We start from the raw sequence: 16,031 nt of genomic DNA on the forward strand, positions 1-16,031 counted from the left end.
ATGCGGGTGCGTCGTGTGGTCACCACGCGTGCCGGCGGCGTCTCGGTGGCACCGTATGACTCGTTCAATCTCGGTGACCATGTCGGAGACGACCCGGAAGCGGTGTCCGCCAACAGGAATCGTCTGGCCGAGCAGATCGGGTTGCCCGCGTCCTCGGTCGTCTGGATGGAACAGATCCACAGCCGCAACGTGACGGTCGTCGACGGTCCGGTCCCCGAACCGGTTCCGGCGACCGATGCGCTGGTGACGACCACACCGGGCCTCGCGCTCGCCGTGCTGTCGGCCGACTGCGTGCCGGTGCTCCTCAGCGACGACGAGGCCGGCGTGATCGCCGGTGTCCATGCCGGGCGCGTCGGGGCACGCATCGGCATCGTGCGCGAGACCCTGAAGGTGATGGTCGAACTCGGTGCGCGCATCGAGTCGATCGGAGCGTTTCTCGGCCCGGCGGCGTCCGGTGAGCAGTACGAGGTGCCCCCGGCGATGCAGGCCGACGTCGAGAAGCATCTGCCCGGGAGTGCGAGTCGCACGAAGAAGGGCACGACGGGCCTCGACCTCCGTTCCGGTCTGCGCCGCCAGCTCCTCGAGGCCGGGGTCGCCGGGGTCGCCGTCGACCCGCGCTGCACGATCTCGGACCTGAGTCTCTTCAGCCACCGGCGCGGCGCACCGACCGGCCGCCTGGCATCGGTGATCTGGATGGACGACGAGAGTGCGCCGGACGGCGAGTAGACCCCCGGTGCTCCACGCGGAGAATGATGGGGGACATGAGCGATTCTCTCGATGACGCACGCACCGCCGAGCTGTCCGAGCGACTCGAAGCCGTACGCGGGCGGCTCGACGCGGCCGTCGCGGCCGCGGGCCGACCCACCGGGGCGTGTGCGCTCCTGGTGGTGACGAAATACTTCCCGGCCGACGACGTCCGCCGGTTGCTGAACCTGGGCGTCCGATCGTTCGGCGAGTCCCGTGAGCCGGAGGCCGGACGCAAGGTCGCCGAGGTCCTCGCCGATTGGACACCCGAGGATTCCACCGACGTCCCGGTGTTCGACATGATCGGGACCGTCCAGTCGAAGAAGGCCCGTTCCATCGCGCGTTGGGCGCGTGCGGTGCACTCGGTGGATCGTCCGAAGGTGGTCGAGGCCCTGGGCCGGGCCGCGCGAGCCGCGCTCGACGAGGGGGAGCGGACCGCGCGTCTCGGGGTGCTGCTGCAGGTGAGTCTCGACGGGGACCCGCAGCGAGGCGGCGTCGTCGAGGCGGATCTTCCCGCACTCGCCGAGCAGGTGTCGAGCGAGGACTCTCTGCAGTTGCGCGGACTGATGGTCATCGCCCCACTCACCGGTGAGCGGAAGTACTGGATGGCCGAATCCGCTCGTATCCACAACGCTTTTCGCGATCGGTACGCCGACGCCGTCGAACTGTCGGCGGGTATGTCCGGTGACATGGAAGAGGCGGTTGCAGCCGGCTCGACATGTGTGCGTGTCGGAACCGCGATCATGGGCGATCGGCCGCTACTCTCTCAGTAATCACATTGGTAACAACAGAACCAAGTGGCACAACAAGCGCAAATATCTCAACAAGCACAGTGACATCAGATGCACCATCCGGCACGGCTGCACACCGGCGTCGCACGACAGAGAGGCCGACAATGACCACGATGCAGAAGTTTAAGGCTTATTTCGGCATGGTGCCGCCCAGCGAGTACGAGGACGACTACCTCGAGGACGGCTCCGCGCTGCGTGTCCCGTCGCGTGAGCGTGCCTACCGTGACGACTACTACGGTGAGGGCTCCTACGACCCCGGTTACGAGCCCTCCCTGCGTGACCCCGGCTTCCGTGAGGCCGGTTACCGCGACGAGATGGCCTACGACGACCGTCATTTCGACGGCGGATACGAACTCGCCGGTGACTTCGTCCCCGAGTTCGCCTACGCCGGACCGCGTCCGACGCCCGAGGCCCCGATGCGTTCCGCTGCGCGCCTCGAACCGCTGCAGCGTTCGTCGAGTGCCGCCCTGCGTGCCGCCTCGTCGCGCCCGGCCGGCCCCGAGCACCGCGAGCTCGAGCGCGTCTTCGCCGACGGCCCGCTGCAGAAGATCACCACCCTGCGTCCCTCGGACTACAGCGAGGCCCGCACCATCGGTGAGCGTTTCCGCGACGGCAACCCGGTCATCATGGACCTCGTCGACATGACCAACGACGACGCCAAGCGCCTCGTCGACTTCGCCGCGGGCCTGGCCTTCGCTCTGCGCGGCTCCTTCGACAAGGTGGCCACCAAGGTCTTCCTGCTGTCGCCGGCCGACGTCGACGTGTCGCCCGATGACCGCCGCAAGATCGCCGAGACCGGCTTCTACAACCACTCCTGATGCAGGTGGGCACCCTCGGTTCGCACCGGCCGGTGCTCTTCAGGCAATCTTGACGCGTGGCTGCGATTTTGTTGGGTGTCCTGTACTACATCCTGTTGGTCTTCTGGTTGCTTCTCCTCGGCCGGCTCGTCGTCGAGCTGGTGCGGACGTTCGCCCGCGAGTGGCGACCCACCGGGGTGGCGGTCGTGATCATCGAGACGGTGTTCACTCTGACCGATCCGCCGATCAAGGCGCTGCGGCGGGTCCTGCCGCCGATCCCGCTCGGTCCGATCCGCCTGGATCTGTCGCTGATGATCGTCATGCTCGTCGTCATCATCGCCATGAACATCGTGAACGGTCTCCGCGCCGACGCGGTCGCCGATTCGCTGGCCACCGCTCTGGTTCTCACCCGCTCCTGATCCGCCGACGCGTCGCGCACCGGGACCCCTGTGACCCGGGTACCTTGAGGTACGCAGATGGACTACCGTTGGTTGTCGTCTTCGGATGCCCTGCCCGTTCGGAGGAGTTTCGATCGGGCTGAGCATCCAACAGTGCGACCTACGGTTCGCATGTGACAGGATTGGACGCCAGTTACAGTTTTTGACTGGTATGAATAGTTAGTGACAACCTGTATTGGTCGAACGACTCACGTCGCGCGATCGGGGTTGGACGGCACGCCAACTGAACACAAGCTTCACCACAGACACGAGGGGAACCGACATGCGGCTGACTCCAGCTGATGTGCACAACGTCGCGTTCAGCAAACCGCCTATCGGTAAGCGCGGCTACAACGAGGATGAGGTCGATCAGTTCCTCGATTTCGTCGAGGCCGAGCTCGCCCGGCTGATCGAAGAGAACACCGACCTGAAGCAGCGCGTCGAGGAGCTCGAGGGTGAGCTCGCCGACGCCCGCTCGGGTGCCGGCGCCGCCCCCGCAGAGGAGCGGACCCAGATGTTCGCCAAGCCGCCGGTTCAGGAGCAGCCCGCTCCCGTCCAGCAGCCCGCCGCGCCTGTGGTCAACGACGACGCCAACGTCCGTGCCGCCCGCGTCCTCGCGCTCGCGCAGGACACCGCGGACCGCCTCACCGGCAGTGCCCGCGCCGACGCCGACGCGATGCTGGCCGACGCGCAGACCCGCGCCGACACGCTGGTCTCGGAGGCGCAGAGCAAGTCCGACGCCATGCTCGCCGACGCGCGCCAGCGTTCGGAGGCCATCCTGGCCGACGCCCAGACTCGCTCCGAGGCGCAGCTGCGCCAGGCACAGGAGCGCGCGGACGCGCTCCAGAGCGACGCCGAGCGCAAGCACAGCGAGATCATGGGCACGATCAACCAGCAGCGCGGCGTGCTCGAGGGACGGATCGAACAGCTCAAGACCTTCGAGCGTGAGTACCGCACCCGCCTGAAGACCTACCTCGAGTCGCAGCTCGAAGAGCTGCAGCAGCGCGGCAGCGCGGCACCGGTCGAGGGTGGTCGTCCCGACCAGTCGTTCTCGAACGATCCGGGCAGCGGCGGTTTCAGCAGCTACTCGCCGAGCTGACCTCCGCGCCGGACATGCACCCTAGGCTGGTGATGTGCTGACCTTGGCCCTGGGCGCGACCCTCGTCGGGTTCGTGCTGCTCATCCTCGGTCTCATCACCGGGACCGTGTGGCTCGCCGTCGCCTGCATCGTCATCTGTCTCCTCGGCCTGGCCTTCCTGCTCGTCGATGTGTTCTCGGGGCGCAACCGGGATTCCGGCCGATCGCTGGAAGACATGGTCCCCGGAGCCGGACGCGATGAGGACGACGACGATCGCGATGCCGACGAGTCCCGAACACGCCGGTACCCGACGGCGATGCCGTCTGCGCAGGTTTCCGATGCCGACGAAGAGACGGCCGCCTACGAGCGGCCCTCCTTCGAACCCGGTATGGCCGCACCGTCGGGACCGACGCCGTCTCGGCCGACGGTGCCCGAGAGCCGCCCGGCACCAGAGCGTCGCGAGGGCAACCTCGAGGACTACCTGCGGTCGGTCGGCGAGCCGGTCGGCCCGCCGAACGCCGGTCCGACACCCGCACCCGGTCAGGCGCCCCCAGGTCAGACACCGCCCGGTCGGGGTGCGCCGGGCAGGCCGCCTCGCGAGCCGTACCAGGCGCCGGGTCCGCAGCAGACCGGCGGTCAGCCACCGCGGCCGAACCCGCCGAGGTCGCCGCAGTCCGGACCGTTCCAATCAGGTCAGTCCCAGCCGGGTCCGCGTCCTCCGCAGTACGGGAACCCGCCGTCGGATCCCCAGCCGCAGGGGGAGCAGTCCGAGTCCCCGGAACCGAGGCCGGGTCGGCGTCGTGCGCCGGATTTCGATCCGCTCGACCCGAACTGGCGTCCACCGCTCGACTGATCTCCCGTTCTCGACCCCGCACCGCCCGGACAGGCGATACCGATTCGCCTGTCCGGGCGGTGCGTCGTTACACTGGTTGACGCGTTGATCCGGCCATCACCGGGGAGCACCCGGAAGAACAGAGCACGACGCTCCCAGTAGAACCGGGCGGGCGTGGCCCGTCACAGCCACGGGACCGTACGGGGAGACCCGCGCGATCCGATGAGTGGCGCCGGAGTGCCGGCGCAAGCGGGGTGGTACCGCGCAGACCTGACGGTGTGCGTCCCCGTGCCGAGGAGAGACATCACCAGGCACGAGGAGACGAGCCGTGACCGACACGAACGAGACGGGCGCGAACGCGACCGGCCGTGTGTACCCCAAAGTCGACATGACGGGTGGGACGGGCCGCAGCGCCCCCGATTTCCCGTCCGTGGAGCAGCACGTCCTGGAGTACTGGGATGCCGACTCGACCTTCGCCGCGTCCATCGAGAACCGTGCCGATGCCGAGGAGTTCGTCTTCTACGACGGCCCGCCCTTCGCCAACGGCTCCCGCACTACGGCCATCTCCTGACCGGCTACGTCAAGGATGTGGTCCCCCGGTACCAGACCATGCGTGGCAAGAAGGTCGATCGTCGATTCGGCTGGGACACACACGGTCTGCCCGCCGAACTCGAGGCCGAACGCCAGCTCGGGATCACCGACAAGTCGGAGATCGAGAAGATGGGCATGGAGAAGTTCAACGAGTACTGCCGTGACTCGGTTCTCCGTTACACCGGTGAGTGGCGCGACTACGTGACCCGCCAGGCGCGCTGGGTGGACTTCGACAACGACTACAAGACGCTCGACCTCGACTTCATGGAGTCGGTCATGTGGCGTTCAAGGCCCTCTACGACAAGGGTCTGATCTACCAGGGCTACCGCGTGCTGCCCTACAGCTGGTACGAGCAGACGCCGCTGAGCAACCAGGAGTCCAAGCTCGACGACGCCTATCGCATGCGCCAGGACCCGGCGGTCACCGTGCGGATGCCGCTGTCGGTGCCCGAGGGTCCGCTGGCCGCACTCGACGGTGTCAACGCGCTGATCTGGACCACCACGCCCTGGACCCTGCCGTCGAACCTCGCGATCGCGGTCAACCCCGAGGTCACCTACGTGCACGTCAAGGCCGCCGACGGGCAGCAGTACCTGCTGGCCGAGGCGCTGCTGGGTGCGTACGCCAAGGAGATCGCCGAACCCGAGGTGATCGGTACCCATCTGGGCAAGGACCTCGAGAACCTCTCCTACACACCGCCGTTCGACTTCTTCGTCGGACACCCGAACGCACACCGAGTGCTGCTCGGCGACTACGTCACCACCGAGAGCGGTACCGGCGTCGTCCACCTCGCACCGGCCTTCGGTGAAGAGGACATGGACCTCGCGACCGCCAACGGCATCGAGGTCGTCCAGCCGCTCGATCCGGGCGGCCGCTTCACCTCGCAGGTCCCGCCGTACGAGGGCCAGATGGTCTTCGACGCCAACCCGGTCATCATCAAGGACCTCAAGGCGGCGGGCCGCATCCTGCGCCACGAGACCATCGAGCACTCCTACCCGCATTCGTGGCGGTCGGGACAGCCGCTGATCTACATGGCGGTGCCGTCGTGGTTCGTCGCCGTCACCCAGTTCCGCGACCGCATGGTGGAGCTGAACAAGCAGATCACCTGGGTGCCCGAGCACATCCGCGACGGCCAGTTCGGCAAGTGGCTCGAGGGTGCGCGCGACTGGAACATCAGTCGCAACCGCTACTGGGGCGCGCCGATCCCGGTGTGGATCTCGGACAACCCGGAGTGCCCGCGCATCGACGTCTACGGTTCGCTCGACGAGCTCGAGCGCGACTTCGGCGTGCGCCCGGACAACCTGCACCGGCCCCACATCGACGAGCTGACCCGCCCGAACCCGGACGACCCGACCGGGCAGTCGACCATGCGTCGTGTGCCCGAGGTCCTCGACTGCTGGTTCGAGTCCGGGTCGATGCCGTATGCCCAGGTGCACTACCCGTTCGAGAACCGCGACTGGTTCGACGGCGGCGACTCCGCGTCGGCGCCCGCGCACAACCCGGGCGATTTCATCGTCGAGTACAACGGTCAGACGCGCGGCTGGTTCTACACCATGCACGTGCTGGCGACCGCGCTCTTCGACCGTCCGGCGTTCAAAACCGTTGCTGCACACGGCATCGTGCTGGGTGACGACGGGCAGAAGATGTCCAAGTCCAAGCGCAACTACCCGGATGTCAACGAGGTCTTCGACCGCGACGGCTCCGATGCGATGCGCTGGTTCCTGATGGCCTCGCCGATCCTGCGCGGCGGCAACCTCGTCGTCACCGAGCGCGGCATCCGCGAGGGTGTCCGCCAGGCACTGCTGCCACTGTGGAACGCCTACAGCTTCCTGCAGTTGTACGCAGATCGTCCGGCGACGTGGCGGACCGACTCGCAGAACGTCCTGGATCGCTACATCCTGGCGAAGCTCGCGACCACCCGCGACACGATGACCGAGGCGCTCGACACCTACGACATCGCCGGTGCGTGCGACGCGTTCCGCGAGTTCGTCGAGTCGCTGACCAACTGGTACGTGCGCCGGTCGCGTGCACGGTTCTGGGCCGGTCAGGAAGAGGACACCGACGCCTTCGACACCCTGTACACGGTGCTCGAGGTGGCATCGCGGCTCGCGTCACCGCTGCTGCCGCTGGCGACCGAGGCCATCTGGCGCGGTCTCACCGGTGGCCGTTCGGTGCACCTGACCGACTGGCCGACCGCAGACGAGCTGCCGGCCGACGCCGACCTGGTCGCGGCCATGGACGAGGTGCAGGCGGTCTGCTCGGTCGCGTCGAGCGTGCGCAAGGCCAACAAGCTGCGCGTCCGCCTGCCGCTGCCCGGTCTGACCGTGGCCTCGCCGACCGCGGCCGCACTCGAGCCGTACGTCGACCTGGTCAAGGACGAGATGAACGTCAAGTCCGTCTCGCTGGCCACCGACGCCAGCGAGTACGGCCGCTACGAGATCGCGGTCAACGCACGCGCGGCGGGTCCGCGCCTGGGCAAGGACGTCCAGCGCGCGATCAAGGCCGTGAAGTCCGGCAATTGGTCGGTGGGTACCGGTGCCGACGGCGCCGAGGTCGTCATCGCCGACGGCATCGAGCTCCACGACGGCGAGTACAGCCGCAAGCTGGTGGCGGTCGAACCGGACTCCACCGCCGAGCTGCCCGGGGGCAAGGGCCTCGTCGTGCTCGACACCACGGTGACCCCCGAGCTCGAGGCCGAGGGCTGGGCCAAGGACCGCGTGCGCGAACTGCAGGATGCGCGCCGCAACCTCGACCTGGACGTCTCCGACCGCATCACGGTGCGCCTCGTCGTGCCGGCCGAGCGTCTCGAGTGGGCGCAGACGCACGCGGGCCTCGTCGCCGGTGAGGTCCTCGCCGTGGAGTTCGACGTCACGGCCGACGGTGCGCCGGGCGCCATCGAGCTCGGCGACGGCGTCACCGCCGACGTCGCGAAGGTCGGCTGACCAGCTACTTCGTAGTAGCTGTCACATTTCTGCCGCCGTCGGTGTCTCGAGGATGACCACCTCGAACACCGACGGAAGGCAGAACGATGAGCACCACCGACATCACGCAGGAAATCCAGACGGTCGCACGGACGCATGTGGTCGTGCTCGGCGCCGGCTACGCGGGGGCCATGGCGGCCAACCGGCTGCGCCGCAACCCCGCCGTGGACGTCACGGTCGTGAACCCGCAGCCGTTCTTCGTGCAGCGCATCCGGTTGCACCAGTTCATCGCACGGACCGGTGAGCCGCAGGTCGGATTCGACGACGTGCTCGGTGACGGCCTCGACGTCGTGGTCGACACCGCCACCCGGATCGACGCCGGCGCACGACGCGTACACCTCGCGTCGGGGACCCACCTCGACTACGACTACGTGATCTACGCGATCGGGAGCCGGCTCCACCTGCCGCCGATCCCGGGCGCCGCGGAACATGCGCTGTCGGCCTCGGATTGGGCTGCAGCACAACAACTCCGGGAACGCGTCGATGCGCTGGACGCCGGCGCGCCGGTGGTTGTCGTCGGCGGCGGCCTCACCGGGGTGGAGCTCGCCGGCGAACTCGCCGAACGCGGCTTCGCGGTGACGCTCGCCGGTGGCGGTGTCGTCGCCCCGTCGGTGGGTGAGCGTGGCCACCGGGCCACCCTCCGGCAACTCGAACGACTCGGCGTCGACGTCCTGGAGGATGCGCGGGTCACCGGGGTCGAGGCGTCGCGGGTGATCGTCGAGACCGGCGGGCGTGAGCTGGTGTTGTCCAGTGCGGCAACGGTGTTCGCCACCGGTTTCCAGGCCCCGGAGCTGGCTGCGGACAGTGGCCTGACCACTGACGGAATCGGCCGTCTGCAGACGGATGAGAGCCTGACGAGCGTCGACGACGCCCGGATCGTCGGCGCGGGAGACGCGGTCGCGGTCGAGGGCGTCACACTCCGGATGAGCTGCCAGGCGGCTCAGCCGCTGGGTGCACAGGCCGCCGAGGCCGTCCTCGCCCGGATCGCCGGTGACCGGCCGATCCCGGTCGACCAGGCCTTCGTCGCACAGTGCACGAGCATCGGCCGCCACGCGGCCACCCTCCAGTTCACCCGGCGGGACGACTCGCCCGCGCGAGCGGTGGTGACAGGTCGTCTCGCAGCTCTGGCCAAGGAGCTGGTGTGCCGCGGTACCGTGTGGAACATCCGACGCGAGGCCGCGCATCCCGGCGCATTCGGCTGGCTGCGCGGTCGCGAGGTGACCGCCGAGCGTGAGCCGGTTCTGCAGTGACCGGCTCGCCGACGAGAGGCAGGACCCCGGTGAACAGCAGCGACTCCCAGGCAAGCGAGAGCGACCGGCGGGCAGCGCGTTTCGACGAGTTGCGGCCGCTGCTGTTCACCGTCGCCTACGAGATCGTCGGGACGGCGACCGACTCCGACGACGTACTACAGGACAGTTACCTGCGGTGGGCGGAGGTCGACGACACCGACATCGCGGACGCCAAGGCGTATCTCGCGAAGATCGTCACGCGCCAGGCACTCAACGTGCTGAGGTCACGGTCGCGGCGACGCGAGGAGTACGTCGGACCGTGGCTGCCCGAGCCGATCCTGACCGACGAACGCGACCTCGCCGACGACGTGGTGCTCGCGGAGTCGGTGTCCACGGCGATGCTGATCGTGCTGGAGTCGCTGAGCCCGGATGAGCGCGCGGTGTTCGTCCTCCGCGAGGTGTTCGGCTTCTCCTACAACGAGGTCGGCGACATGCTCGCCAAGCCGGCCGCCACGGTGCGCCAGATCGGGCACCGAGCCCGGAACCACGTCGAGGCGCGTCGCCCCCGGTTCGACCCGGTGGATTCCGAACGTGCGGTCGCGGTGGTGGACGCGTTCCTCTCGGCCGCGTAGTCCGGTGACGTCGAGAGGTTGCTGACGATGCTGGCACCCGAGGTCGAGTTCACCGCGGACAGCGACGGAAAGGTGACCGCGGTGCGTCACCCGATCCACGGCGCGCCGGCCGTGGCGCGTCTGCTGACCGGCTTCGCCCGGCTCGGGAAGGGCATGGACTACCGCCTTGAACCGGCGGTCTTCAACAACCAGTCGGGAGTGGCGATCTACATCGAGGGCGAGTTGGCGGGCACGTTCACCCTGCACATCGTCGACGGCGTCATCGAGCAGATCTACGCCATGCGCAACCCGGACAAGCTGGCCGGCGTGGAGGAGCGGCGGACTGTCGCGCGCTGAGCGCTCAGGCGAACAGGCTCGACAGCGTCAGCTCGATCTGCGACCGGAACAACTCGGCGGGGTGCGCGAAGGTGTCCTTGCCGTACTGGCCGAAGGCTCCAGGCTGATCGCGCCGACGAGGGCTGCCCAGAGGGTCGTCGACGCGGCCAGCACGGCGTCGGGGGCGTCGATGCCGAACTCGTCGCGGATGGCGGCCATGTCGCCGGCGACCCCGGTTGTGGGTGTGGGCAGGTCGTCGCGGATCAGGCCCTCGGCGTGTGCGGCCGCGCACTCGCGCAGGAGCAGGGCCGGGATGCGCGTGCCCGGCACCATCGTCTCCTCGCCCGGTGCGGCATAACCGGGGACGGGGCTGCCGTAGAGGAGTGCCCAGCGGGCGGGGTCGTCGAGTGCCCAGTCCCGGGCGGCCTCCGCGGCGGCGAGCACGCGTTCGCGACGGCGGCTGGGCTCGATGGCCGAGACCGCCGCGTCGATCGCGTCGCCGACGTCGTTGTAGGCCTCCACGAGCAGCATGGTGAGCAGGTCGTCGCGACTGGGGACGTACCGGTAGACGGCCGATGACACGACGCCCATCTCTCGGGCGATCGCGCGCAGCGACAGTCCGGCTGCGCCGTGGGTGGCCAGGTGCTCGCGCCCGAGTCTGCGGATCTCGTCGGTCATCATCGCGCGGTTCTCCGCGCGGCTTCGTCCGGTCGCCATGGATCGATCCTTCCACATTTCGAGAGCAGTGCTCTTGATTTCTTGCGCTTCCGGGTGCACACTCAAAACCGAGAGCGGTGCTCTCGATAATTTTCCATCCGCCACGAAAGGGTCACGACCATGACCGGTACCACCCACTACCGCGCTCCCGAGGGGTTCGACAACGTCTTCAACCGCACCGTTCGCTGGCTCGCCGACCACGGCGTCAACCTCGCCGGCGCGCAGAACCTCACCGTTCCCGGCCGCCGGACCGGCAAGCTGCAGACCGTCCCCGTCAACGTCCTGCGATTCGACGGCGGGGACTACCTCGTCTCGCCGCGCGGCAACACCCAGTGGGCCCGGAACGCACGCGCCGCCGAGACCGTCGAACTCCGGCGCGGTCGTAGTCGGACCGTGGTGGCCCTCACCGAGGTCGACGCCGACCGGCGCCCGCCGATCATCGGCGAATACCTGCGCAAGTGGGGCTGGGAGGTCGGCCGCTTCCTGCCGGAAGGGCTCGACGCCAAGCCGTCCGACGCCGACCTCGCCGCACACGCCGGATCGATCCCGGTCTTCGCGATCACATCCGCCGACTAGCGGGTTTCGCCGTCACGTCTGCTCACTAGACTCGGACGGGTGGTGCGCCCCGATTCCGACTCGACGATCGCGGACGGATCATCCGTACCCGAACGGTGGGTGACCGGCGGAGGGTCGGGCGGGGCGCCGGCCGGTGCCGATTCCGAACGCGGCGCACGCTGGGTGATGCATCTCGACATGGACGCCTTCTTCGCCTCGGTCGAACAACTCACCCGTCCGACGCTGCGCGGTCGCCCGGTGCTCGTGGGCGGTTCCGGAGGTCGGGGAGTGGTGGCCGGAGCGAGCTACGAGGCCCGGGTGTTCGGTGCCAGGTCGGCGATGCCGATGCATCAGGCCCGACGCCTCATCGGCCCGACCGGCGTCGTGGTGCCCCCTCGCGGCGCGGTCTACGGCAAGGTCAGCAAGCGGGTGTTCCGGCTTGTGCGCGAAGCGGTTCCGGTGATCGAGACGCTCTCCTTCGACGAGGCGTTCGCAGAACCGGCCGAACTCGCCGGGGCCACCGTGGCGCAGGCGCGCGAGTTCGCCGAGCAGGTGCGCGCCCGCATCCGCACCGAGTGCGGGCTCGCCGCGTCGGTCGGCTTCGGCAGCGGCAAGCAGCTCGCCAAGATCGCCTCGGGAATGGCGAAACCCGATGGCGTGATGGTGATCCCGCCGTCGGGCGAGATCGAGTTCCTGCACGGACTGCCGGTGCGCAAGCTGTGGGGGATCGGTCCGGTCTCGGGTGATCGCCTCGCACGCCTGGGAATCGACACCATCGGAGACCTCGCGCGGATGTCGACCGTCGAGGTCGCCTCGGTGCTCGGCGCCACCGTCGGACCTGCACTGCACCGGCTCGCCCAGGGCGTCGACGACCGGCCGGTCGCCGAACGCGCCTCGGCCAAACAGATCAGCGCCGAGTCGACGTTCGCCGAGGACATCGTCGACCTCGACGAACTACGCAAGGCGATCCGCAAGGCCGCCACCGACGCACATCGTCGGCTGCTCAAGGACGGACGCGGCGCGCGCACGGTGGTGCTGAAGCTCAAACGCTCCGACATGTCGATCCTCACCCGGTCGGCGACCACCGCCGCGGCCACCACCGACTTCGACGACCTCGAGCGAACGGCCCAGCGTCTGGCCCTCGACCCGCGCACCGTCGGAGCGATACGTCTTGTGGGCGTGGGGTTCTCCGGTCTCAGTGCGGTGCAGCAGTACGCGCTGTTCGACGACCTGGACGCCTCGCCGGACGAGACGACCCACCACGACACCGCTTCCGCGGGTGGCGCATCGGGATCGTCATCGGAATCCGGCGGCATCGTGGAGGTGTCGGAGACCGTCCACGATCCCACCGCCGACACCGAGTCGCCCGAAGCCGTGCGCTTCGCCCCGGGCGGCAACCCGCTGAGCCGCGCGCCGTTCGCCCCGGGCGCCGACGTGACCCACCCCGAGTTCGGTCACGGCTGGGTGCAGGGGAGTGGGCACGGCGTCGTCACCGTCCGCTTCGAGACCCGCACCACCGGCCCCGGGCGCACCCGCACCTTCGGCGTCGACGATCCCGATCTACGGCCCGCCGACCCGCTCGACAGCCTCGAGTGGGACCTTGGCGCCGACGACGAGTGAACGTCGCGGGAGCGCCAGTGCCACATCACTTCCCGGATGCGGAGAAGAACTCGGCGATCGTCTCGGGACTCGCCTTGGCGGTGAGCAGTGCGATCAGTGCCATGCGGGCCTGCGGCGCACGCAGCCACGGCGACACGATCGCGCCGGCGCGATGCAGATCGACGGCGCCCCCGCCGCCGCCGTAGGTCGCCGACACCTCGCCGTAGGGCACCCGGCTCGTCACCACGACGGTCACGCCGTGGGTGACGGCGAGCGCGACCTCGGCGGTGATGTCCGGGTGGGTGTTCCCCGAGCCCGTCGCGGCGAGCACGATGCCCGCGGCGTTCTGCGCGACCGCCGCCGCTATCAGACCGGGGGACACCCCGGGATACAGCGCGAAGAGGTCGACCCGGGCGGTCCGGCCGAGCGGGATCTCGTCGGTCAGCACCGGACGCGGCAGATCGGTGCGCACCGAGTCGAAGGCGACAGCGTCGGACGTCGACACCTTGAACAGCCCGCGCGCCGGCAGGATGCGACCGCCGGCCGCCACCAGGACGCCGCGGCCCCGATTTTCGGGATCGCCGACCGCGGCCAGTGCGGCGGCCAGGTTGCGCGGACCGTCCGCATCGGGGCGGTCGGCCGGCAACTGGGCGCCGGTGAACACGACCGGCCGCGAGTCGACACAGTAGAGATCGGCGAGGAACGCCGTCTCCTCCATCGTGTCGGTGCCGTGGGTGACCACGACTCCGGCGACCTCCGGGTCGGCGAGGGCGTCGGCGATCCCCCGCACCACCGCGAGTTGGTCGGCCACGGTCATCGCCGAACTGTCCACCGACATCAGATCGACGGTGCGGACGGCTTCCATCCCGGCGTTCCCGGCCCCGGTGTTCGAGGCTGCTGACAGCAAGTCGTCGGCGCCGAGCGCGGGCACGGCACCGTCGGTCGTGGTCTGCGCGGCGATGGTGCCGCCGGTGGTGATCAGCACGGTCGTCGACGGACCGGGCGGGGGAGAAGCGGACATGGTCGTCAAGCCTCACGGCAGGCCGCCGAACCGTCAAGCCTCGAGCGGCGCGGCGTGGAACCGGGATCATCCGCCGGCGTTTGGCATAGTGGTGTGGGTTGTCGCCGGGCCCGACCCGGCAGACCCCATCGGCGAGTCATGGGAGAGCGCCACGGCGCGCCCACGTCCACAGACATAGTGAGGGAGATCGTTGAAGTATCGGAAGTTTCTTGGCGCGACCATGATCGCGGCCGCATTGATGACCGGTGTCGCAGCCTGCGGTGGCGACGACAGCGACGCACCGCCCGCCCCGACCCTGACCAGCACCGCGGATGCCGGTGCCGGTGCCGCCGGTGGTGACACCGAGTCCGAGATCACCAACGACAGCAAGCCGCCGTCGATCGCGGCTCTCAACGAGCTCGTGGACACCGCCGTCGACCCGAAGATCCCGAGCAAGGACAAGATCGTCCTCGTCGAGGGTTCGGAGAAGGACCCGGCCATCTTCGAGGAGCTGGTCAACGCCCGCGCGGAGAACTCCGACGTCGACTGGGTCCTGGTGAACCCGGTCATCAGCGCCGGCCCGAACAAGGCCCGCGTCAAGGTTCGCATCGAGACCGCCGGCAACCCGCCGACCAACGCCGAGTCGACCATCGTCTTCGACGACGGCCGCTGGAAGCTCTCCAACCAGACCGTGTGCAACCTGCTCGGCCTCTACCAGGTCAAGAGCGCGATGTGCACCCCGGCGAGCTAGCCGGACCGTTCGGCTGACCCCGGAGAACCGGGTTGTCCTCACCGCCAGGTGACGGACAACCCGGTTTTCTGTACCAGGGGACGCGACGGGTCGGCCCCGACGAGTTCCCGCGCACCGGTGTAGGTCAGCTGACCGCCGACCGGCAGGCCGCGTGACAGGTCGATCTCGACCGTCCCGCCGCCCTCGGAACTGAAGCGGCTGATGGTGAGGGTGTCGCTGCCGCCCGGGATGGCGAAGACGGAGTTCACCGGGGTCTCCTCGGCGGAGAACTGGATGGTGAGACGGTTGCCGTCCCACGCCGACAGACGCGCGTCGATCGTCTGCGTGACCGTCGCGGCGGCTGAGATGACACGTTCGGTGCGCCATCGCGCACCCACCGCGATCGGTTCGGTCGGCAGTGCGATGGAGGTGTTCAACGCCGTCACCAGGGACTGCTCGACTGCCAGGCGCGCTTCCTGGCCCGCCTGCTCGGGCGGGGCGAGACGCAACGCGACCGGCGCGAGTCCGGGCCCGGTGGTCAGGCCGGCCTTCGTGCCCGCCATCGCCGGCAGTTGTCCGTTGAGGGACGCGTCCGGAGACGTCACGGTGCCCAGTTCGAGTTCCAGCTCCGATTTCTCGGCGCACGAGAACCGGGCGGTCATCGGGGTCTCGACGGTCTCGGCGTCCGTCGACCCCGGTGAGGCGACGTCGGAGGTCGTCACGAGCGTCACCGTCTGAGCCGACGTGGTGTCGGGAGCGGGAGCGGCCACGCGACGCTCGCCCTCACCCGGGTCGACCAGGGTGACCGTGGCCCCCGCGATCGGCACCGGCGCCGCTCCGGCCGCACGGGAGGGCGATTCGTTCGCGCAACCGGCAGCCGTCGCCGAACTGGCGCCCGGGGCGTCGTCGGACTCCGACGAGCACCCCGCGACCAGCACGGATACCGCCGCGATGACGGCGCACGAGGACACAACGGACCGGAGGAGACGACGATGCGAGGACACGG

The 16,031-nt window shown here is 69.1% G+C and carries 12 protein-coding genes and 3 pseudogenes; 12 read left to right on the forward strand and 3 right to left on the reverse strand.

Annotated features, from left to right (window positions below):
• From pgeF to sigJ, 9 genes and pseudogenes are all read left to right on the forward strand, one after another.
• Positions 1-726 (forward strand): peptidoglycan editing factor PgeF, encoded by a 726-nt coding sequence (pgeF, locus tag BJF87_RS24360; RefSeq protein ID WP_006356881.1) that lies wholly within the window; start codon positions 1-3, stop codon positions 724-726.
• A 26-nt stretch (positions 727-752) separates the two neighbouring features.
• The gene (locus BJF87_RS24365) at positions 753-1,517 is read left to right on the forward strand and encodes a YggS family pyridoxal phosphate-dependent enzyme (protein WP_040003905.1); all 765 of its coding nucleotides are present in this window, start codon (positions 753-755) and stop codon (positions 1,515-1,517) included.
• 122 nt (positions 1,518-1,639) lie between these two features.
• Positions 1,640-2,353, forward strand: coding sequence for a cell division protein SepF (locus BJF87_RS24370; protein WP_035752657.1), 714 nt, complete (start codon positions 1,640-1,642; stop codon positions 2,351-2,353).
• Positions 2,354-2,409: 56 nt separating this feature from the next.
• Complete coding sequence (locus BJF87_RS24375) at positions 2,410-2,751, forward strand: YggT family protein (protein WP_006356884.1); 342 nt, start codon at positions 2,410-2,412, stop codon at positions 2,749-2,751.
• A 301-nt stretch (positions 2,752-3,052) separates the two neighbouring features.
• Positions 3,053-3,868, forward strand: a complete 816-nt coding sequence (locus BJF87_RS24380) for a DivIVA domain-containing protein (protein WP_035752654.1) — start codon at positions 3,053-3,055, stop codon at positions 3,866-3,868.
• Between the two features lie 34 nt (positions 3,869-3,902).
• Positions 3,903-4,700 carry a hypothetical protein gene (locus tag BJF87_RS24385; RefSeq protein WP_075864065.1) on the forward strand — a complete coding sequence of 266 codons (798 nt, stop codon included), beginning with the start codon at positions 3,903-3,905 and terminating at the stop codon, positions 4,698-4,700.
• A gap of 367 nt (positions 4,701-5,067) precedes the next feature.
• Positions 5,068-8,209 (forward strand): annotated as a pseudogene (gene ileS / locus BJF87_RS24390) (isoleucine--tRNA ligase).
• A gap of 86 nt (positions 8,210-8,295) precedes the next feature.
• Positions 8,296-9,498 (forward strand): NAD(P)/FAD-dependent oxidoreductase, encoded by a 1,203-nt coding sequence (locus tag BJF87_RS24395; protein ID WP_006356888.1) that lies wholly within the window; start codon positions 8,296-8,298, stop codon positions 9,496-9,498.
• Positions 9,499-9,527: 29 nt separating this feature from the next.
• Positions 9,528-10,445 (forward strand): annotated as a pseudogene (gene sigJ, locus BJF87_RS24400) (RNA polymerase sigma factor SigJ).
• A gap of 4 nt (positions 10,446-10,449) precedes the next feature.
• Here the strand turns inward: sigJ and BJF87_RS24405 are convergent.
• Positions 10,450-11,141: pseudogene (locus BJF87_RS24405) on the reverse strand (TetR/AcrR family transcriptional regulator).
• A gap of 120 nt (positions 11,142-11,261) precedes the next feature.
• On the opposite strand from BJF87_RS24405, the gene BJF87_RS24410 reads away from it, so the two are divergent.
• Complete coding sequence (locus tag BJF87_RS24410) at positions 11,262-11,717, forward strand: nitroreductase/quinone reductase family protein (RefSeq protein WP_006356891.1); 456 nt, start codon at positions 11,262-11,264, stop codon at positions 11,715-11,717.
• Between the two features lie 39 nt (positions 11,718-11,756).
• Complete coding sequence (locus BJF87_RS24415) at positions 11,757-13,316, forward strand: DNA polymerase IV (RefSeq protein WP_042377403.1); 1,560 nt, start codon at positions 11,757-11,759, stop codon at positions 13,314-13,316.
• A 25-nt stretch (positions 13,317-13,341) separates the two neighbouring features.
• Here the strand turns inward: BJF87_RS24415 and BJF87_RS24420 are convergent, their stop codons facing one another.
• A complete protein-coding gene (locus BJF87_RS24420; protein ID WP_006356893.1) occupies positions 13,342-14,316 on the reverse strand; it encodes an asparaginase in 975 nt (324 codons plus the stop codon).
• A 238-nt stretch (positions 14,317-14,554) separates the two neighbouring features.
• Between BJF87_RS24420 and BJF87_RS24425 the strand changes: the two genes are divergently transcribed.
• Positions 14,555-15,046 carry a hypothetical protein gene (locus BJF87_RS24425; RefSeq protein WP_006356894.1) on the forward strand — a complete coding sequence of 164 codons (492 nt, stop codon included), beginning with the start codon at positions 14,555-14,557 and terminating at the stop codon, positions 15,044-15,046.
• Between the two features lie 38 nt (positions 15,047-15,084).
• On the opposite strand, the gene BJF87_RS24430 is transcribed toward BJF87_RS24425, so the two are convergent.
• Complete coding sequence (locus BJF87_RS24430) at positions 15,085-16,029, reverse strand: hypothetical protein (RefSeq protein WP_187346543.1); 945 nt, start codon at positions 16,027-16,029, stop codon at positions 15,085-15,087.
• Positions 16,030-16,031 lie beyond the last annotated feature (2 nt).

This window comes from Gordonia sp. CNJ-863 (assembly GCF_001942325.1).
GTDB classification, from domain to species: domain Bacteria; phylum Actinomycetota; class Actinomycetes; order Mycobacteriales; family Mycobacteriaceae; genus Gordonia; species Gordonia alkanivorans.

Coding starts and splice junctions, on each gene's coding strand:
- pgeF (WP_006356881.1), top strand. CDS start 1: ATGCGGGTGCGTCGTGTGGTCACCACGCGTGCCGGCGGCGTCTCGGTG.
- BJF87_RS24365 (WP_040003905.1), top strand. CDS start 753: ATGGGGGACATGAGCGATTCTCTCGATGACGCACGCACCGCCGAGCTG.
- BJF87_RS24370 (WP_035752657.1), top strand. CDS start 1,640: ATGACCACGATGCAGAAGTTTAAGGCTTATTTCGGCATGGTGCCGCCC.
- BJF87_RS24380 (WP_035752654.1), top strand. CDS start 3,053: ATGCGGCTGACTCCAGCTGATGTGCACAACGTCGCGTTCAGCAAACCG.
- BJF87_RS24395 (WP_006356888.1), top strand. CDS start 8,296: ATGAGCACCACCGACATCACGCAGGAAATCCAGACGGTCGCACGGACG.
- BJF87_RS24410 (WP_006356891.1), top strand. CDS start 11,262: ATGACCGGTACCACCCACTACCGCGCTCCCGAGGGGTTCGACAACGTC.
- BJF87_RS24420 (WP_006356893.1), bottom strand. CDS start 14,316: ATGTCCGCTTCTCCCCCGCCCGGTCCGTCGACGACCGTGCTGATCACC.
- BJF87_RS24425 (WP_006356894.1), top strand. CDS start 14,555: ATGACCGGTGTCGCAGCCTGCGGTGGCGACGACAGCGACGCACCGCCC.